The 15,915-nt window shown below is 71.1% G+C and carries 13 protein-coding genes and 1 pseudogene; 10 read left to right on the top strand and 4 right to left on the bottom strand.

Features of this window, described 5'->3' with window-relative positions:
* Positions 1-495: 495 nt before the first annotated feature.
* Positions 496-2,691, bottom strand: coding sequence for a chromosomal replication initiator protein DnaA (dnaA, locus tag ACN28G_RS26125; RefSeq protein ID WP_421480551.1), 2,196 nt, complete (start codon positions 2,689-2,691; stop codon positions 496-498).
* Between the two features lie 645 nt (positions 2,692-3,336).
* On the opposite strand from dnaA, the gene rpmH reads away from it, so the two are divergent.
* The 9 genes and pseudogenes from rpmH to ACN28G_RS26080 all read left to right on the top strand — a co-directional run.
* Positions 3,337-3,474 (top strand): 50S ribosomal protein L34, encoded by a 138-nt coding sequence (rpmH, locus tag ACN28G_RS26120; RefSeq protein WP_067300964.1) that lies wholly within the window; start codon positions 3,337-3,339, stop codon positions 3,472-3,474.
* 30 nt (positions 3,475-3,504) lie between these two features.
* Positions 3,505-3,900: a ribonuclease P protein component gene (gene rnpA, locus ACN28G_RS26115; protein WP_091432479.1), complete on the top strand. Its 396-nt coding sequence runs from the start codon at positions 3,505-3,507 to the stop codon at positions 3,898-3,900.
* Positions 3,901-3,944: 44 nt separating this feature from the next.
* On the top strand, positions 3,945-4,184 hold the full coding sequence (yidD, locus tag ACN28G_RS26110) for a membrane protein insertion efficiency factor YidD (protein ID WP_217628897.1): 240 nt from the start codon (positions 3,945-3,947) through the stop codon (positions 4,182-4,184).
* 3 nt (positions 4,185-4,187) lie between these two features.
* Complete coding sequence (gene yidC, locus ACN28G_RS26105; RefSeq protein WP_091432473.1) at positions 4,188-5,186, top strand: membrane protein insertase YidC; 999 nt, start codon at positions 4,188-4,190, stop codon at positions 5,184-5,186.
* Positions 5,187-5,401: 215 nt separating this feature from the next.
* Positions 5,402-6,001: a protein jag gene (locus tag ACN28G_RS26100; protein ID WP_091445691.1), complete on the top strand. Its 600-nt coding sequence runs from the start codon at positions 5,402-5,404 to the stop codon at positions 5,999-6,001.
* Positions 6,002-6,119: 118 nt separating this feature from the next.
* The gene (rsmG, locus tag ACN28G_RS26095; RefSeq protein WP_421480978.1) at positions 6,120-6,857 is read left to right on the top strand and encodes a 16S rRNA (guanine(527)-N(7))-methyltransferase RsmG; all 738 of its coding nucleotides are present in this window, start codon (positions 6,120-6,122) and stop codon (positions 6,855-6,857) included.
* A 245-nt stretch (positions 6,858-7,102) separates the two neighbouring features.
* A complete protein-coding gene (locus ACN28G_RS26090; protein WP_421480550.1) occupies positions 7,103-8,308 on the top strand; it encodes a ParA family protein in 1,206 nt (401 codons plus the stop codon).
* Between the two features lie 41 nt (positions 8,309-8,349).
* Positions 8,350-9,429: a ParB/RepB/Spo0J family partition protein gene (locus ACN28G_RS26085; protein WP_091432466.1), complete on the top strand. Its 1,080-nt coding sequence runs from the start codon at positions 8,350-8,352 to the stop codon at positions 9,427-9,429.
* 912 nt (positions 9,430-10,341) lie between these two features.
* A pseudogene (locus ACN28G_RS26080) lies at positions 10,342-11,016 on the top strand (hypothetical protein); the annotation flags it as partial.
* 261 nt (positions 11,017-11,277) lie between these two features.
* On the opposite strand, the gene ACN28G_RS26075 reads toward ACN28G_RS26080, so the two are convergent.
* Together ACN28G_RS26075 and ACN28G_RS26070 are read right to left on the bottom strand one after the other, a co-directional pair.
* A complete protein-coding gene (locus tag ACN28G_RS26075) occupies positions 11,278-12,291 on the bottom strand; it encodes a D-alanine--D-alanine ligase family protein (protein WP_229688276.1) in 1,014 nt (337 codons plus the stop codon).
* An 8-nt stretch (positions 12,292-12,299) separates the two neighbouring features.
* On the bottom strand, positions 12,300-13,613 hold the full coding sequence (locus tag ACN28G_RS26070; protein WP_091432463.1) for a PLP-dependent aminotransferase family protein: 1,314 nt from the start codon (positions 13,611-13,613) through the stop codon (positions 12,300-12,302).
* Between the two features lie 307 nt (positions 13,614-13,920).
* Here ACN28G_RS26070 and ACN28G_RS26065 point away from each other — a divergent pair, with 307 nt between their 5' ends.
* The gene (locus ACN28G_RS26065; RefSeq protein ID WP_091432460.1) at positions 13,921-14,589 is read left to right on the top strand and encodes a GNAT family N-acetyltransferase; all 669 of its coding nucleotides are present in this window, start codon (positions 13,921-13,923) and stop codon (positions 14,587-14,589) included.
* Between the two features lie 152 nt (positions 14,590-14,741).
* Here ACN28G_RS26065 and ACN28G_RS26060 read toward each other — a convergent pair whose 3' ends face one another.
* Complete coding sequence (locus ACN28G_RS26060) at positions 14,742-15,908, bottom strand: N-acetylmuramoyl-L-alanine amidase (protein ID WP_091432457.1); 1,167 nt, start codon at positions 15,906-15,908, stop codon at positions 14,742-14,744.
* Positions 15,909-15,915: the final 7 nt, after the last annotated feature.

The following is a 15,915-nucleotide window of genomic DNA, read 5'->3' as shown; positions in this document are numbered from 1 at the left end:
GTTATCCACCGTCGTCCACCGGTTATCCACCGGATATCCACAGACTTTCTCCCCAGTCCTGTGGATGACGTGCGCCGGCCGAACCCGAGTTTTCCCCAGAACCTTCAACAGGCTATGCACAGCCCGGTCCGGATCGGTGGACAACGGGGGTTGGCTGTCCACAGTCGTCCACAGCCATCCACAGGATGTCCCCAGGGTTTTTCCACAACCTGTGGGTAACCGAGGCGGTGCGCAGCGTGGTTATCCACTGACTGTGGATAACTGGTTGTGGACAGCCTGTGGACGCTGTGGACGGGCATGGGCCGATCCTGCGGGCTCTACCGGGTCGAGGGGCAACCCCGGGGCACGAAAAAGCCCGGCCGAAGGGTGGCCGGGCTAACGAATGTGGGGGCCGTCACAGGCCGTGACGCGGTGCGGTGGGGTCGCGGTGCGGGTGCGGGTGCGGGTGCGGTGGCGGTGGCGACCTGGGCAGGTCGGTCGGCGGCGTACCCGGGGTCAGGTGGTCTGCTTGATCCGGTTGGTCAGCTCGGCGATCTGGTTGTAGAGGGAGCGTCGCTCGGCCATCTGCTGCCGGATCTTGCGGTCGGCGTGCATCACCGTGGTGTGGTCCCGCCCGCCGAACGCCTGCCCGATCCGGGGCAACGACAGGTCGGTCAGCTCCCGACACAGGTACATGGCCACCTGGCGGGCGTTGACCAGGACCCGGGAGCGGCTGTGCCCGCGCAGGTCCTCCAGGCTCACCCCGAAGTAGTCGGCGGTGGAGACCATGATCTGGTCGGCGGTGATCTCCGGCCCGGCACCGTCCGGGATGAAGTCGCGCAGGACCTCCTCGGCCAGCGCCAACTCGACGGTCGACCGGGTCAGGCTGGCGAAGGCGGTCACCCGGATCAGCGCGCCCTCCAGCTCCCGGATCGAGTTCGACACCCGGGAGGCGATGAACTCCAGCACGTCCGGCGGGGCATAGAGCCGCTCCTGGGCGGCCTTCTTCTGCAGGATCGCGATCCGGGTCTCCAGGTCCGGCGGCTGGATGTCGGCGAGCAACCCCCACTCGAAGCGGGTCCGCAGCCGGTCCTCCAGGGTGGCCAACTGCTTCGGCGACCGGTCGGAGGTGATGACGATCTGCTTGTTGGCGTTGTGCAGCGTGTTGAAGGTGTGGAAGAACTCCTCCTGGGTGCGTTCCCGGTTCTCCAGGAACTGGATGTCGTCGATCAGGAGGATGTCGACGTCGCGGTAGCGTCGCTGGAAGGCACTGGTCTTGTCGTCACGCAACGAGTTGATGAAGTCGTTGGTGAACTCCTCGGTCGAGACGTACCGGACCGAGCGGGCGTTGCCCAGGGTCGTGGCGTAGTGCCCGATGGCGTGCAGCAGGTGGGTCTTGCCCAGCCCGGAACTGCCGTAGATGAACAGCGGGTTGTACGCCTTGGCCGGTGACTCCGCGACCGCCACGCTCGCCGCGTGCGCGAACCGGTTGGAGGAGCCGATCACGAAGGTCTCGAACATGTACTTCGGGTTGAGTCGGTTGCCGCTGCTCTCCGTACCGCCGGGGAGCCGACGGTCGTCCCGACCACCCGGTCGGTGATCGGCGCCGCCGCGTCCCGGGCCGTTGTCGGTGGCCCCGTCGCCGGGCAGGCCGCGCAGGTGGTCCCGGCCGCCGCCCGGGTCCTGCCGGTACCGGGGTTCGAAGGGGCGCATGCCGGCGGCGGAGGCCAGCCCGGCCGGCGACGCCAGGCCACCGGCGGAGGGGTCGTGGCCGGGGCGCTCGCCGAAACCTGGCCGGTCTCCGCCGGGCCGGTCGCGCCGGAGGGACTCACCGAAGGCCGCGCCGAAGAGCGGTTCCTGGCCGGCCCGGCTGGCCGGGATCGAACCGGGGCGCTGGTCGTCCGAGGGTTCTCCCGGTCGGGACGGGTGTTCCGGCGCCGTTCCCCGGTGTTCCCGTTGGCGGTCGTACCGGTCGGAGTGCGGGTCGGTCCGTTGGTCCGGGTGCCGGTCCGGCCGGCTGTGCTGGTCGGACCGGCTGTGCTGGTCGGACCGGCTGTGCTGGTCGGACCGGCTGTCCCCGTCCCGGGCGGGCTGGCGGTTCCGGTCGTCCTCGTCGCCCTGGTCGTACCGGCCACCCTGGTCGCGGGGGTCGGCTTCACCGCGCGGGACACCCTGGCCGTGCGGGCCCCCCCGATCGTGCGGGCCGGCCTGATCGCGCGGATCGCTCCGATCGTGCGGGCCGGCCTGGCGGGACTGGTCGAGGTCCGGGAAGAGCGGCGGGACGCTCATCGACCGTCGGTCGTCGGCGTCCTCGAACCGGTCGCCACCGTCGAACCGGTCGCCACCGGGCCGGTCGGCACCGGCGAAGCGGTGGTCGTCGGGTACGGCGTCGAAGTCCCCGGTGTCGGCACTGCGGTAGACGGTGCCTGCCGGGCGGCCGGCGGAGGGGTCGTCGGTGATCCGGACGGTGACCGCCACCTGGACCGGGCGGCCGAGTCGACGGGTGAGCGCCTCGGTGATGGCCGGCCGGAGCCGGGACTCGATGACGTCCCGGGTGAAGGCGTCCGGCACCGAGAGCAGGACGGTGTCCTCGACGATGGCGCGCAGCCGGGTGAGGCGCAGGTAGGCGCGTTGCTGCGCGGAAATGATCTCGTCTGCGAGATCATCCGTCGTCGCCGTCCACACCGCGGCAAGGTCGGTCGTTCCGGCCACCGTCGTGCCACCCCCTCGCCTCTGCTCCCGACCGCCATGCTGCCGCCAGCTTCACCGCTGTCGACGTCGCCCCTCCTGAGCAGGAGAAACGTTCACTACACAGACCGTTGTCCACAAGTTATCCACAGCCTGTGTACCGACCGATTGTGGGCTGTCCGCCGGAGGCAGGTCCGGCCGCCCCCTCGACTTGACGGGGTGGAAAGCGGGTCCACCGTGCCGAACGATCCACTACCTTGTCCGGTCTTGCCTTTCGGTGACAAGCCGGACCTTCCGACGATGACCGCAAACGGGCACGCTAACAGCGTTGTCCACAGGCCTTCAACCGCCGGGGTGCCGTCGTCGTTGTCGGTATGCGTGAAAACCGCCGCATCGGTCTCGGTCAGCGGACCGACCCCGAAGTCGATCTTGTTTGACGGTGGTTGCCCCGCTGCGTAGGCTGGAGCGGCTGCTCTGACGCCCTCTGCTAGGGTGTGGGGTGCTTGTTGCCCGCAGTCGCTACCCCGCACCATCCAGGGTTCCGCGACGCTGGGCAGCACCGGTCGGACGGGAGCACCGATCGGAGGGGGTCACCGGACGAGGTGGCCTGGACCACCACACGATCCCGGCGCTCCCGCGCCCGGGGCGTACGAAAACGGAGAGCCTGACGTGAGCAAGCGCACCTACCAGCCGAACAACCGCCGGCGTGCCAAGACCCACGGCTTCCGGCTGCGCATGCGTACCCGTGCCGGCCGCGCCATCCTCTCGACCCGCCGGGCCAAGGGCCGCACCCGCCTGTCGGCCTGAGGCTGACCGGTCCGGGGGACGTGGGCAGTCGTGCTGGCGGCCGCACAACGACTGCGGCGCAGCACCGACTTCGCCGTAGCGGTTCGCGCTGGCCGACGGGCCGGTCGCGGTGCCGTCGTCGTCCACCTGACCACACCCGCGAGTTCGCCGAAGCCGGCGCGGGACGGCGGTGCCGAGCAAGCCTCGACACCGACCCGCGTCGGCTTCGTGGTGTCCAAGGCCGTCGGGCCGGCGGTGGTCCGTAATCGGGTCCGCCGACGACTCCGACACCTGGTCCGCGAGCGGACGACCGAGCTGCCGGCGGGTAGCACCCTCGTGGTGCGTGCCCTGCCGTCCGCCGCCGAGGTGTCGTACGCCCGGCTCGGCACCGACCTCGACGCGGCCCTGGCCGCCGCACGTGCCGCGCGGGGGCGGCGGTCCCGGTGAGCGACGAATCCGCGGCCCCGCGGCGCACCTCGACGGGTGCCAGGGTGCTGACCGGGCCGATCGTCGCGTACCGTCGTTGGGTAAGCCCGGCGTTGCCGGCTCGTTGTCGGTTCTACCCGTCGTGCAGCGCGTACGCCGTCGAGGCGCTCGCCCGGCATGGCGCGCTGCGGGGAGCCTGGCTGACGGTCCGGCGCCTGTCGCGCTGCCACCCCTTTCACCCAGGTGGGCACGACCCGGTTCCGGATCCGGGCGACCGCCGCCGTGCCGATGTGACTGGAGCCTGAGAATTGAGTCTCGACTGGATCTACTACGCGATCTCGTGGATCCTGCTGGCCTGGCACTCGGCCTGGGACGCCATCGGGGTACCGGTCGGCGAGGTCATCGGCACGAACTGGGCCTGGATCCTGGCGATCATCTTCCTGGTGGTCACCGTACGGGTGATCCTCTTCCCGATCTTCGTCAAGCAGATCAAGTCGCAGCGGGCGATGCAGGCGCTCCAGCCCAAGGTCAAGGAGCTGCAGGAGAAGCACAAGGGTGACCGGGAGACGCTCCAGAAAGAGATGATGGAGCTGTACCGGAAGGAAAAGGCCAACCCGTTGATGGGCTGCCTTCCGATGTTCCTCCAGATCCCCGTCTTCCTCGGTCTCTTCCACGTGCTGCGTCGACTCAACCCGGACAAGGGTGAGGCCGGCAAGACGCTGTACGGCTGGACGGTCGACCAGTTCAACAGCGCCTCCCAGGCGACGCTCTTCACCGCGCCGATCGCCGGCAAGTTCGGCTCGACCGCCGAGGAGCTGTCCCGCCTCAACGCCAACGGCACCACCGTCAAGGTGATCGCCGGCATCCTGGTCCTGGTCATGATGGGCACCACCTACCTGACCAGCCGCCAGATGATCCTCAAGACCGGCTGGGCCGAGGACCCGCAGCAGCGGATGATCCAGCGGCTGATGCTCTACGGCATCCCCGCCTCGCTGCTGATCTCGGGGGCGATCTTCCCGATCGGCGTGATCATCTACTGGGTGACCAACAACCTCTTCACCCTCGGCCAGCAGCAGTGGGTCCTGCGCAAGTTCCCCCCGCCGCCGACGGCCAACACGGCGAAGCCGGGCGCGACCACCCGTAACCCGGTCCAGCCGGCGGCGAAGACCACCGGTGGGCTCCTCGGCCGGAAGAAGACGCCACCCCCGCCGCCGGCCAAGCCGGCCGCCCCCAAGGTCGCCGGTCCGAAGCCGGGTGCCAAGCCGACCAACGCCAAGAAGCCCCGCCCCAGCAAGCGACAGGGTTAGACCACTCGGCCGCCGCCGGGACCACTCCGGCGGCGGCCGGCACCGACCCGAGCAGCCGCCGTACGGCAGGCGCCGGTCGGACCACCGCGCGCCGCGCGGTCACGGGCGAGACCGCCCGGACAGACGTGCCCGTGGGCATCGGCGACCTCCCGCCGACGGCCCTGCGGGAGATCAACGGACCCAAGGTCCGGCCGAGCGAGTACGGAGATGAAACCGTGACCGACACCAGCATCCCCCGCACCGAGCAGTCCGCGGACTCGGAGACCGGGCCGATCGTGGCGAACGGTGCCGAGGGTCCCGACGAGACCGACACCGAGACCGAGGCGGGGCCCCGGGAGAAGAAGGCCCCGGCGGAGAGCGAGCTGTTCCGGCAGAGCGAGATCGCCGCCGACTACGTCGAGGGCCTGCTCGACATCCTGGACTACGACGGCGACATCGACGAGCTGGTCTCCGGTGGCCGGCCGATGGTGGAGGTGGTCGGCGGCCGGCTGCAGAGCCTGGTCGGACAGCGCGGGGCCACCCTGGAGGCGCTGCAGGAACTGGCCCGGCTGGCCGTGTTCCGGCAGACCGGTACGCCCAGCCGGCTGCTGCTCGACGTCGGCGGATACCGCGCGAACCGGCGCAAGGAGCTGGCCGCGGTGGCGAAGAACGCCGTCGAGAAGGTCAAGGAGTACGGCGAGGCGGTCCGGCTGGAGCCGATGTCCGCCTTCGAGCGCAAGTGCGTGCACGACGTGGTGAACGCGGCCACCGGCGTGCAGAGCGAGTCCGAGGGCGTCGAGCCGAACCGGCGCATCGTCGTACGGCCGGCGGACTGACCGCGTGACCAGCGACGACAGTACGGCTGCTGCCGTGTCCGGCCCGGGTGGTACGCCGCCCGGGCCGCGGCATGTCGACCTCCCCGACCCGCCGAGCAGCACCGAGCCGGGAGACGGTGTGCCGGCCGCTGCCGAGGCGGTGTTGCCGCCGGAGTTGGCCGAGGCCGCGGCGAAGATCTTCGGTGACCGACTGGACCTGGCTGCCGCGTACGCGGAACTGCTTGTCACCGACGGGGTGGTCCGGGGCCTGATCGGTCCCCGGGAAGCGCCCCGGATCTGGGAGCGGCACCTGCTCAACTGTGCGGTCGTGGCCGAGCGGATCCCGCCGGACGCGGTGGTGATCGACGTCGGGTCCGGTGCCGGGCTGCCCGGTCTGGCGTTGGCGATCGCCCGCCCGGACCTGACGGTGACCCTGGTCGAACCGCTCGCCCGGCGTACCGTCTTCCTGATCGAGGTCGTGCAGCAGCTGGGCCTGGCCGGACGGGTCCGGGTGTTCCGCGGCCGGGCGGATGAGGCGGCGACGGGTAGTACCGGAACCGGGCCGTTCAGCGGTGACGTGGTGACCGCGCGGGCGGTGGCCCCGTTGGACCGGCTGGCCACCTGGTGCCTGCCACTGGCGAGGCGCGGTGGGCGGCTACTGGCGTTGAAGGGTTCCTCGGCCGCCGCCGAGATCGCCGAACACCTGAGCACGGTCAAGCGTCTCGGTGGCGGTGAGCCCACCGTGCACCAGTGCGGAGTCGGCCTGATCGAGCCACCGACGACCGTGGTGGAGGTCGTGCGGGAGCAGGTACGCGGCCAGGCCCCGGCCAAGCGGGCGCGGGCCGGGCGTCGTGGTGGGCGACCCCGGGGACACTGATCCGGATGCTGCCCTTTCCGGCTCGCCGCGCCGTCGTTGAACCAGGGTGAGCGGACTCGGGAAACCCGACGTGGACCCGCTGCGCCCGTCCGCCGTAGGCTGACCGCGCGTCGATAGTGTGGAGCGGGCGGTGTTGGTGCCTCGGACCACGGCCGCTCCCGCCGGGCCGCGCGTTCTACCGCGAGCGCGGATGTGCCCAGTTGACGGGGTGCGGACCGACCATCCGAAGCGGGCAGGGATGACAGGTGCATGACGACGACAGGTACGACGACGATCCAGACGTGACCGGTTCCGGGCGACGTCGCTCCGCAGTGGACGATGTTTCACGTGAAACCGGCCACCCGAACTGGCCGGACGGCCCCTACGGCTCCACCGCGCCGGACTGCGAACCCGTGGTACGGCGTGACCCGCCGACGGTAGGGAGGGAGCCGGTCGACGCGGACCTGACCGACGCCGAACCGGCTCCGGCCGGCGCCGTTTCCGCACACTCCGCGGCCGACCCGACAGTGACCTCAGCGGAGGCGTACGGGGCGACGGAAGTCGCCGCGACCGCGTACGTTTCACGTGAAACCCCGACGCGCGAAGAGGATGATCCACCGTTGGCTATGGAGGCGATGCGCGCCGTGCAGATCCTTAATCCGAGTGGCGAGGTGACGATGCCTCGTCCGGAACGGACCCGGGTCATGTGCGTCGCGAACCAGAAGGGTGGCGTGGGTAAGACCACGACCACGGTCAACCTCGCGGTGGCGCTCGCCCTGCACGGCAACCGGGTGCTGGTCATCGACCTGGACCCGCAGGGCAACGCGTCGACCGGGCTCAACGTGCCGCACCATACCGGCGTTCCGGACGTCTACGACTGCCTGATCGACAGTGTGCCGCTGGCCGACGTGGCCCAGGGGGTGGAGGGCATCCCCAACCTGTGGTGTGTACCGGCGACCATAGATCTGGCCGGTGCCGAGATCGAGCTGGTGTCAGTGGTCGCCCGGGAGTCCCGACTGGTCCGGGCCATCGCCGCCTACCCGGGCCACTTCGACTACGTCTTCATCGACTGCCCGCCGTCGCTCGGCCTGCTCACGGTGAACGCCCTGGTGGCCGCCCAGGAGGTACTGATCCCGATCCAGTGCGAGTACTACGCCCTGGAGGGCCTCAACCAGTTGATCAACAACATCAACCTGGTACGGCAGCACCTCAACCCGAACCTCGACGTCTCCACCATCCTGCTCACCATGTACGACCGGCGTACCCGACTGGCCGACGCGGTGGAGCAGGACGTGCGCAACCACTTCGGCGACAAGGTGCTCCAGGCTGTCATCCCCCGCAACGTCCGCGTCTCCGAGGCACCCAGCTACGGCCAGTCGGTCATGACCTACGATCCCGGATCACGAGGGGCAACGAGTTACTTCGAGGCCGCTCAGGAGATCGCAGAGCGTGGGGCCAAGGAGAACCGGTGAGCCGGAATGTGTAGTGCGGACAAGTCGCTGGGAGGCGTCGCATGAAGAATCGTCCTCGTGGCGGATTGGGCCGTGGGCTCGGAGCACTCATTCCCACCGGGCCGGCGCAGCCCGCCGTCGTGCCCGCGGAGACCCACGTTGCTGCCGTGCCGGTGGAGACCGGTTCCCACTCCGGCGACCCGGTCGGGGACGCCCGGGAATCCACAAACGGTGTCGTCGTGAGCGCGGAGGCCGTTCCCGCGTCGGTGGCAGACCCGCAGGCGGCCGCGCCGGTCGAGATCGAGCCCGTACTGAGCCCGGTGCCGGGCGCCCGGTTCGCCGAGATCCCGGTCGACTCGATCGTGCCGAACCCCAAGCAGCCCCGTCAGGTCTTCGACGAGGAAGCGCTGGAGGAGTTGAAGACCTCGATCGAGGAGGTCGGCTTCCTCCAGCCGATCGTGGTACGCCAGCTCGACGACGAGAAGTACGAGATCGTCATGGGCGAGCGGCGCTGGCGGGCCGCCCAGGAGGTCGGCCGGGAGACGATTCCGGCGATCGTCCGGGACACCCGCGACGACGCCATGCTCCGGGACGCGCTCCTGGAGAATATCCACCGGGCGAACCTCAACCCGCTCGAAGAGGCTGCCGCCTACCAACAACTGCTGGACGAGTTCGGTGCCACGCACGAGGAGCTGGCCCGGCGGATCGGCCGGAGCCGGCCGCAGATCTCCAACACCATCCGATTGCTCAACCTGCCCGCCCAGGTCCAGCGCCGGGTCGCGGCCGGAGTGCTCTCGGCGGGGCACGCCCGGGCCCTGCTCAGCCTGGACGAGCCCGAGGCGCAGGAGCAGTTGGCGCTGCGGATCGTGGCCGAAGGCCTGTCGGTACGGGCGACCGAGGAGATCGTCGCCCTGGCCCTCAGTGACGGCTCGGCAACGAACGCGGCACCGAAGCGGCGCACCAAGCCACACGCGCCCGCCCTGACGGATCTGGCCGACCGGCTCTCGGACCGGTTCGACACCCGGGTGAAGGTGGACATCGGCCGGAGCAAGGGCAAGATCACGATCGAGTTCGCCACCGTCGACGACCTGGAGCGGATCGTCGGCATCATCGGCGTCGAGCAGCAGGAGTCAGCGGACTGATCTCCGCCGCCCCCGGGGTGGGTGAGGACTCTCTGACCGGAGTCCTCACCCACCCCGCTTTTCTGGCCGGGGTCGGGAGTCAGGCTGGCGCCACGCTGCATCGGCCGGGTCATGGTCGTGGTCGCGCCGCCTCGGCGGGCGGAACCCTGGCCGGGAGCCGTCGTTCAGGAAGGGAAACAGTCGCCCAAGGCCGGCCACGCAAGGGCTGTTTCACGTGAAACGGCGGCGGTCGGCCGCAACCGGCGACCGGCGTGCACCGCGTTTCACGTGAAACGAGCCGAGCTGTCCCCGCCTCGTTCACCCTCTCCCGGTCAGGCGCCGCCCGCTGCTCGCACTCCTCCTGCTCGCACCGCCTCCCGGAGTCACCGGTACCGGCCTGCCCGGGCGTCGCCACCCGGCCGGCCGTGCGGGTCCGGATGGTGCGCCGGCCTGGGAGGCGCTTCGGCCGGACGTGCGACGGTCTGCTCCCGCCGGCGCTGGTCGGTCTGCCCGACGACGTGGCGTACCCAGGACTGGTCGGAGACGATGGCCCGCAGCAGCCGGGTGAGTCGGTACCGCCCGGTCCACCACTCCTTCGGCCATCAGGCTCGCGTCGGCCATCGGCTCGCGTCGGCCGTCGGGCCGGGTAGAGGAACGAGGGTGAGTCGAGCGCCGCTCGTTCCGGGAGTCGGAGTCACGTGAACCCTGAAAGTTATCCACAGGGGTTTTCCACAGGCATCCCTGTTTCACGTGAAACCCCGCGTCAATCGGGGTGCCAACCTGTGGATGACGGGGTGTGGTGGGGCATCAGCAACCTGTGGACAACCCTGGGGATATCCGGTCGACGGGCGGGTTGTCTGCCGAGGCGGGCCCCGCAGCTTGGGGTAGATCCGGGGAGGGACAGCGACGGCGGACTCGGTTAGGGTCAGCTTCGTGCACGACACCCCGCCCTCAGTCCCGGACTTCACCCAGTGGCCGTCGTTCCCCTTCGAGGGGGAACTGCGGGTCAAGCAGCTCGACGAACCAGTCTCGGAGGAGCCTCCCCGTAAGGGCGAGGGCGACCGCGAGTGCACCGCCTGCAGCGCACCTGACGACGCGTACATCTGGGTGGGTGAACGGTGGCGGGTGCGGGCCATGGACCGGCCCACCGGCCTGCCCATGGTCCTCATCCTGGAATCCCGGTCCCACTTCGACCTGGGGGATCTGCCCAGCCTGCTCGCCGCCGAGCTGGGCGTGATGACGGTACGGCTGGAACGCGCCATCCGGTCCCTCGACGGTGTGGCCCGAGTTCACGTGAACCGGTGGGGGGACGGCTCGGAGCACTTCCACATGTGGTTCCTGGCCCGGCCGTACGGGCGGCTGCAGCTGCGCGGGACGTTCCTCTCGCTGTGGGACTCGATCCTCCCGCCCATCTCGGAGGAGCAGTGGCGGGAGAACCTCGCGATGATCGCCGCCTGGCTGGCCGAGTTCGGTGGCCGGCCGCTGGCCGAACCCCCGCGCATCCAGTGGCAGGCGCCGTCGAGTCTGGCCGCGCAGTCCTCCTCCCCCGGCCCGAGCGGGGCCGAGGAGGAAGCCACCTCGGTCATCGAGGCGGCGGAGGAACAACCCTGACCCGCTCCGCGCATGCCTCGCCCCGGCGGGAAGAGACGGAACCAGTGGGGAGAGCGGACTGCCGCGGCGGAGAACACGACCCCTGCGGGAGAGCGGAACCGCTGCGCGGAGGCCGAAAACGGGCTCTGGTGGCTTCCCACCGTCGGGAAGCCACCAGAGCCAAGAAGCGGTGAAGATGTCAGCGAGCGCAGCGGTCGGGCCCGGACGGCAGGCGAGCGCCGGGTCAGGCGGTGCGGTGGGCCGAACGGGTGCGGTGCGTCAGGTGCGGTTGGCGGCCCGGGTCACCAGGGAACCGAGCACCCGACCGAAGTCCAGGCCGCCGGCCTGGACCGCCAGGGGCAGCAGCGACGTCTCGGTCATCCCTGGGGAGACGTTGACCTCGAGCAGGTGGGGTTGGCCCTTGGCGTCGACGATCAGATCGACCCGGGAGAGGTCGCGCAGACCGAGTGCGTTGTGGGCGGCCAGCGCCACGTCGGCGACGGTACGGGCCACCTCCGGGTCGAGGCGGGCCGGCGCGTGCCAGGTGGTCCGACCGGCGGTGTACCGGGCGGCGTAGTCGTACACCCCGTTGCGGGGCACGATCTCCACCGGCGGCAGCGCCTGCGGGCCGTCACCCAGGTCGACCACGGAGACCGCCACGTCCATCCCGGCGACGTACCGCTCGACCAGGGCCGTGGAGTCGTACGCGAAGCAACCGACCATCGCGGCGGGCAGCGACGCGGAATCCCGGACCACCGCGGCGCCCAACCCGGAACCGCCCTGGGCGGGCTTGACCATCAGCGGCAGCCCCAGCCGGTCGACGATCCGGTCCAGCACCGCCACCGCGCCCAGCTCGGAGAAGCGGTCGTGGGGCAGCGCCACCCAGTCCGGGGTGGGGATGCCGGCCTCGCGCAGCACCGCCTTGGCCGACGGCTTGTCCCAGGCCAGTCGGGCCGCGCGGGCGTCACAACCGACGTACGGGATGCCGCAGAGGTCGAGGACGCCCCGTAGTGAGCCGTCCTCACCGGTGGCCCCGTGTAGCGCGATGACCACCGCGTCGGGCGGGTCGGCGGTCAACGCCGGCAGCAGCGCGACGTCGGCGTCCCGCAGCTCGGCCTGCACGCCTACCGCCCGCAGCGCGTCGAGGACCCGGCGGCCGGAGCGCAGCGACACGTCGCGTTCGTAGGAGAGGCCACCGGCCAGGACCAGCACGTGCAGGTCGGCGGCGGTGCGCTCGGTCAAGGCGGTGGTGGCGGCGGTCGCAGCGGACCGTTCGGCAGAGGTGGCACCCATGCCGGGAATCATGCCAAGTCGGGGCCGGGGGTGTCCGCGCCGGCCTGCCTCCGGCGCGGACCGGCGTCGCCGACCGTGCCGAAGACCCGGCGCATCGCGATGTCCTGCTCCATCACCGAGGCGAGCCGGCGGACCCCCTCCCGGATCCGTTCCGGCGACGGGAAGGAGAAGTTGAGCCGCATGTTGCCGGTGCCGCTGCCGTCGGCGTAGAAACCGGTGCCCGGCACGTAGGCCACCCGCGCGGCGATGGCCCGGGGCATCATGGCCTTGGCGTCGAGCCCCTCCGGCAGGGTCGCCCAGACGAAGAGCCCACCAGCCGGTCGGGTCCAGGTCGTGCCCGCCGGCATCAGGTCGGCCAGCGAGGTCAGCAGGGCGTCCCGCCGCTCCCGGTAGACCTCCCGGTAGACCTTGAGCTGTTCCCGCCAGGGCATCGTGGCCAGGTAGGTGGTCACCGCCGCCTGCGCGTACCCACTGGGGCAGAGGATCTGCGCCTCGCTGGCGATCACCAGCTTGTCCCGCACCGCGTGCGGGGCCAGGATCCAGCCCACCCGCAGACCCGGGGCGAAGGTCTTGGAGAAGGTGCTGAGGTAGAAGACCCCCTCGCGGCGGCGGGCCCGCAACGGCCGCGGCGCGTCCCCCTCGAAACCCAGCTGCCCGTACGGGTCGTCCTCCACCACCAGCAGCCCGGCCCGCTCACAGATGTCGAGCACCCGTTCCCGGCGCTCGTCGCTGAGCGTCACGCCGGCCGGGTTCTGGTACGTCGGGATGGTGTAGAGGAACTTGACCCGCCGGCCGGCGCGGGCCAGCTCGGCGATGGCCGCCTCCAGCGCCTCCGGGACCAGCCCGTCGCCGTCCATCGGCACGTGCACCACCTGGGCCTGGGCGGCCTGGAACACCCCGAGTGCGCCGACGTAGGTCGGCCCCTCGGCGAGCACCACGTCACCCGGGTCGAGGAAGAGCCGGGCCACCAGGTCGAGGGCCTGTTGCCCGCCGACGGTCACCACCACGTCGTCCGGGGAGGCGCCACAGGCGGCGTCGATGCCGGAGAGCGACATCACCTCGCAGATCCGCTCCCGCAGCTCCAGGGTGCCCTGGCCGATGCCGTACTGCAGGGTGGTGGTGCCGTGTTCCGAGCCGAGCTTGCCGAGCATCTCGCCGACCGCGTCCAACGGCAGCGCGGCGATGTAGGGGGCGCCGCCGGCCAGGGAAACCACCTCGGGCCGGCTGGCCACCGCGAAGAGTGCCCGGATCTCCGAGGCGGTCATGCCCCGGACCCGCCGGGCGTACCGGTCGGTGTAGTCGTCGAGCGTCGTGCCGGTCATGACATCACCTCGATCGCGTCTCGGGTAGCTCCCGCTCTGGGATACCCCGCCGACCGGCGACCATGGCGGCACGGACACCGGTTGGTCGATCGTAGTCCCCAGCCGGCCGAGGATGTGGTAGGACCGGTAGTCCGCCCACATCCCGGACCGGGCTCCCAGCTTCGCGCGTCCCCTCCCGTACCGTCCGTCGACGGCGTACCATCGCCTGTCGGGGCCCCGACAGCGGCGGCAACGTTGCGTGATTGGCATCCGCACGCGGATGCCGGGGCCGGAGCCTCCTCTCCGAGCCTATTGTGGGGATACGTCAATGTCGCGACGTCTGGTCAGCTTGACCCTCGACACCCTGGAGGACCTGCCCACGCCGTGCCGGCAGTGCGTCCACTGGGAGCTCGACCCGGTTTCCGCCGATCGGGCCCGCGCGGCCGGTGACCCGGGGCTGGAGAAGGAGGCCTGGGTCTCGCAGACCCTGCTGGAGTGGGGCTCCTGCGGAAAGCTCGTCTACGTCGACGGGATGCCCGCCGGTTTCGTGATGTACGCGCCCCCGGCCTACGTGCCGCGGTCGATGGCGTTCCCCACCTCCCCGGTCTCGGCCGACGCGGCGTTGCTGATGACCGCGCACGTGGTGGCCGCCTTCGCCGGCGGCGGGCTGGGCCGGATGCTGGTGCAGGGCGTCGCCCGTGACCTGACCAAGCGGGGGATCAAGGCCATCGAGGCGTTCGGTGACGCGAAGTTCGGTGACGACGACGGCGACCGGGGCGGTGGCTGCCTGGCTCCGGCGGACTTCTTCCTCTCGGTGGGCTTCAAGACGGTCCGGCCGCACCCGCGCTATCCGCGCCTGCGGCTGGAGTTGCGCACCGCGCTGAGCTGGAAGTCCGACGTCGAGTACGCGCTGGAGAAACTGCTCGGCTCGATGAGCCCGGAGACGCTCCTGCGCCCGGTACGTCCGGCGCCGGCCACCCGCTCCACCCCGAACTGAGCGCCCCCGCGCAAGTCGACCCCTGCCGGCGGCCGGGTCCCGCGCTACAGCCCCGGCGGCTCTGCTCACCGCGCTACAGCCCCGGCGGCTCTGCTCACCGCGCTACAGCCCCGGCGGCTCTGCTCACCGCGCTGCGGCACCGGCGGCTCTGCTCAGCGCGCCGCCGTACCGGCGGCGATGACCGCGCGCAGCTCGCTGACGTCGATCGAGCCGGTCGGTACGTCCCGTTCGATCGGCAGGTACATCCGCTGTACGGCGGCCACGATCGCCTCGGCGACCCGGTCCCGGAAGCGGCTGTCGACCAGTCGGCTCCGGTCGGTCGGGGAGGTCAGGTAGCCGACCTCGACGCGTACCGCCGGCATCCGGGTCAACCGCAGCAGGTCCCAGGCCTTGGCGTGGGTCCGGCAGTCCCGCAGACCGGTACGGGCCACGATCTCCCGCTGCACCAGGCCGGCGAGGCGTTCCCCGGTCGCCGAGGTCACGCCGTTGTCGGTGCCGTAGTGGTAGGTGGCCACCCCCTCGGCCACCGGGTTGACGTGCCGGTCGGTGTGCAACGAGATGAAGACGTCCGCACCGAGGGAGTTGGCCAGTTGCACCCGGTCGGTGTCCGGCAGGCAGGCCAGCGGAGCCGGCCCCCGGGTCAGCTGCACCCGTACCCCGGAGGCGGCGAGCCGGCCCTCCAGCCGGCTGGCGAGATCGTGCACGAGGTCGGCCTCGGTCCAGCGCAACGGGCCGTCCGGCACCACCACGCCGGGGTCCGTACCGCCGTGCCCCGGGTCGATGACGACGGTCCGGCCGACCAGGGTGGGACCGGACTGCCGGATGGCGTCGGACTCGCGCAACCACTGCGGCCGACCACCGACCACCTTGCGGCCCAGTCTGCGCAGCGCGCCCATGGTGTGCGGCCCGCACGATCCGTCCGGTTTCAGCCCCACCTCGCGCTGGAACTGGGCCACCGCGCGGGCGGTGCGCAGCCCGTAGATGGCGTCCGCGCGGCCCGCGTCGTAACCCATCTCCAGCAGACGCTCCTGCAGGGAGCGGACGTCCTCGCCGGTCAACGGCTCGGGAACGGCGTGATAGAGGGTACGGGCACCGAGTCGCCAGCGCGCCGCGTCCAACGCCCGCCAGGTCTCCTCGCCGATCCGCCCGTCGACGCTGAGCCCCCGGGACTGCTGGAAGGCCCGCACCGCGCGCTCGGTGTCGAGGTCGAACTCGTCGCAGTTGCGCCCGTCGGAGGGGGCGAGCAGGTCGAGCCCGGTCAGCACGGACCGGATCTCCCGCACCGCGGCTCCCCGGTCACCGGGTCGGATCGGACGCACGCACGAC

Origin of the sequence: Micromonospora sp. WMMA1923, from assembly GCF_049179195.1 — a bacterium.
Lineage (GTDB): Bacteria > Actinomycetota > Actinomycetes > Mycobacteriales > Micromonosporaceae > Micromonospora > Micromonospora yangpuensis.
Note: the sequence above shows the minus strand (reverse complement) of the source record. Positions and strands in the feature narration are given on the sequence as shown.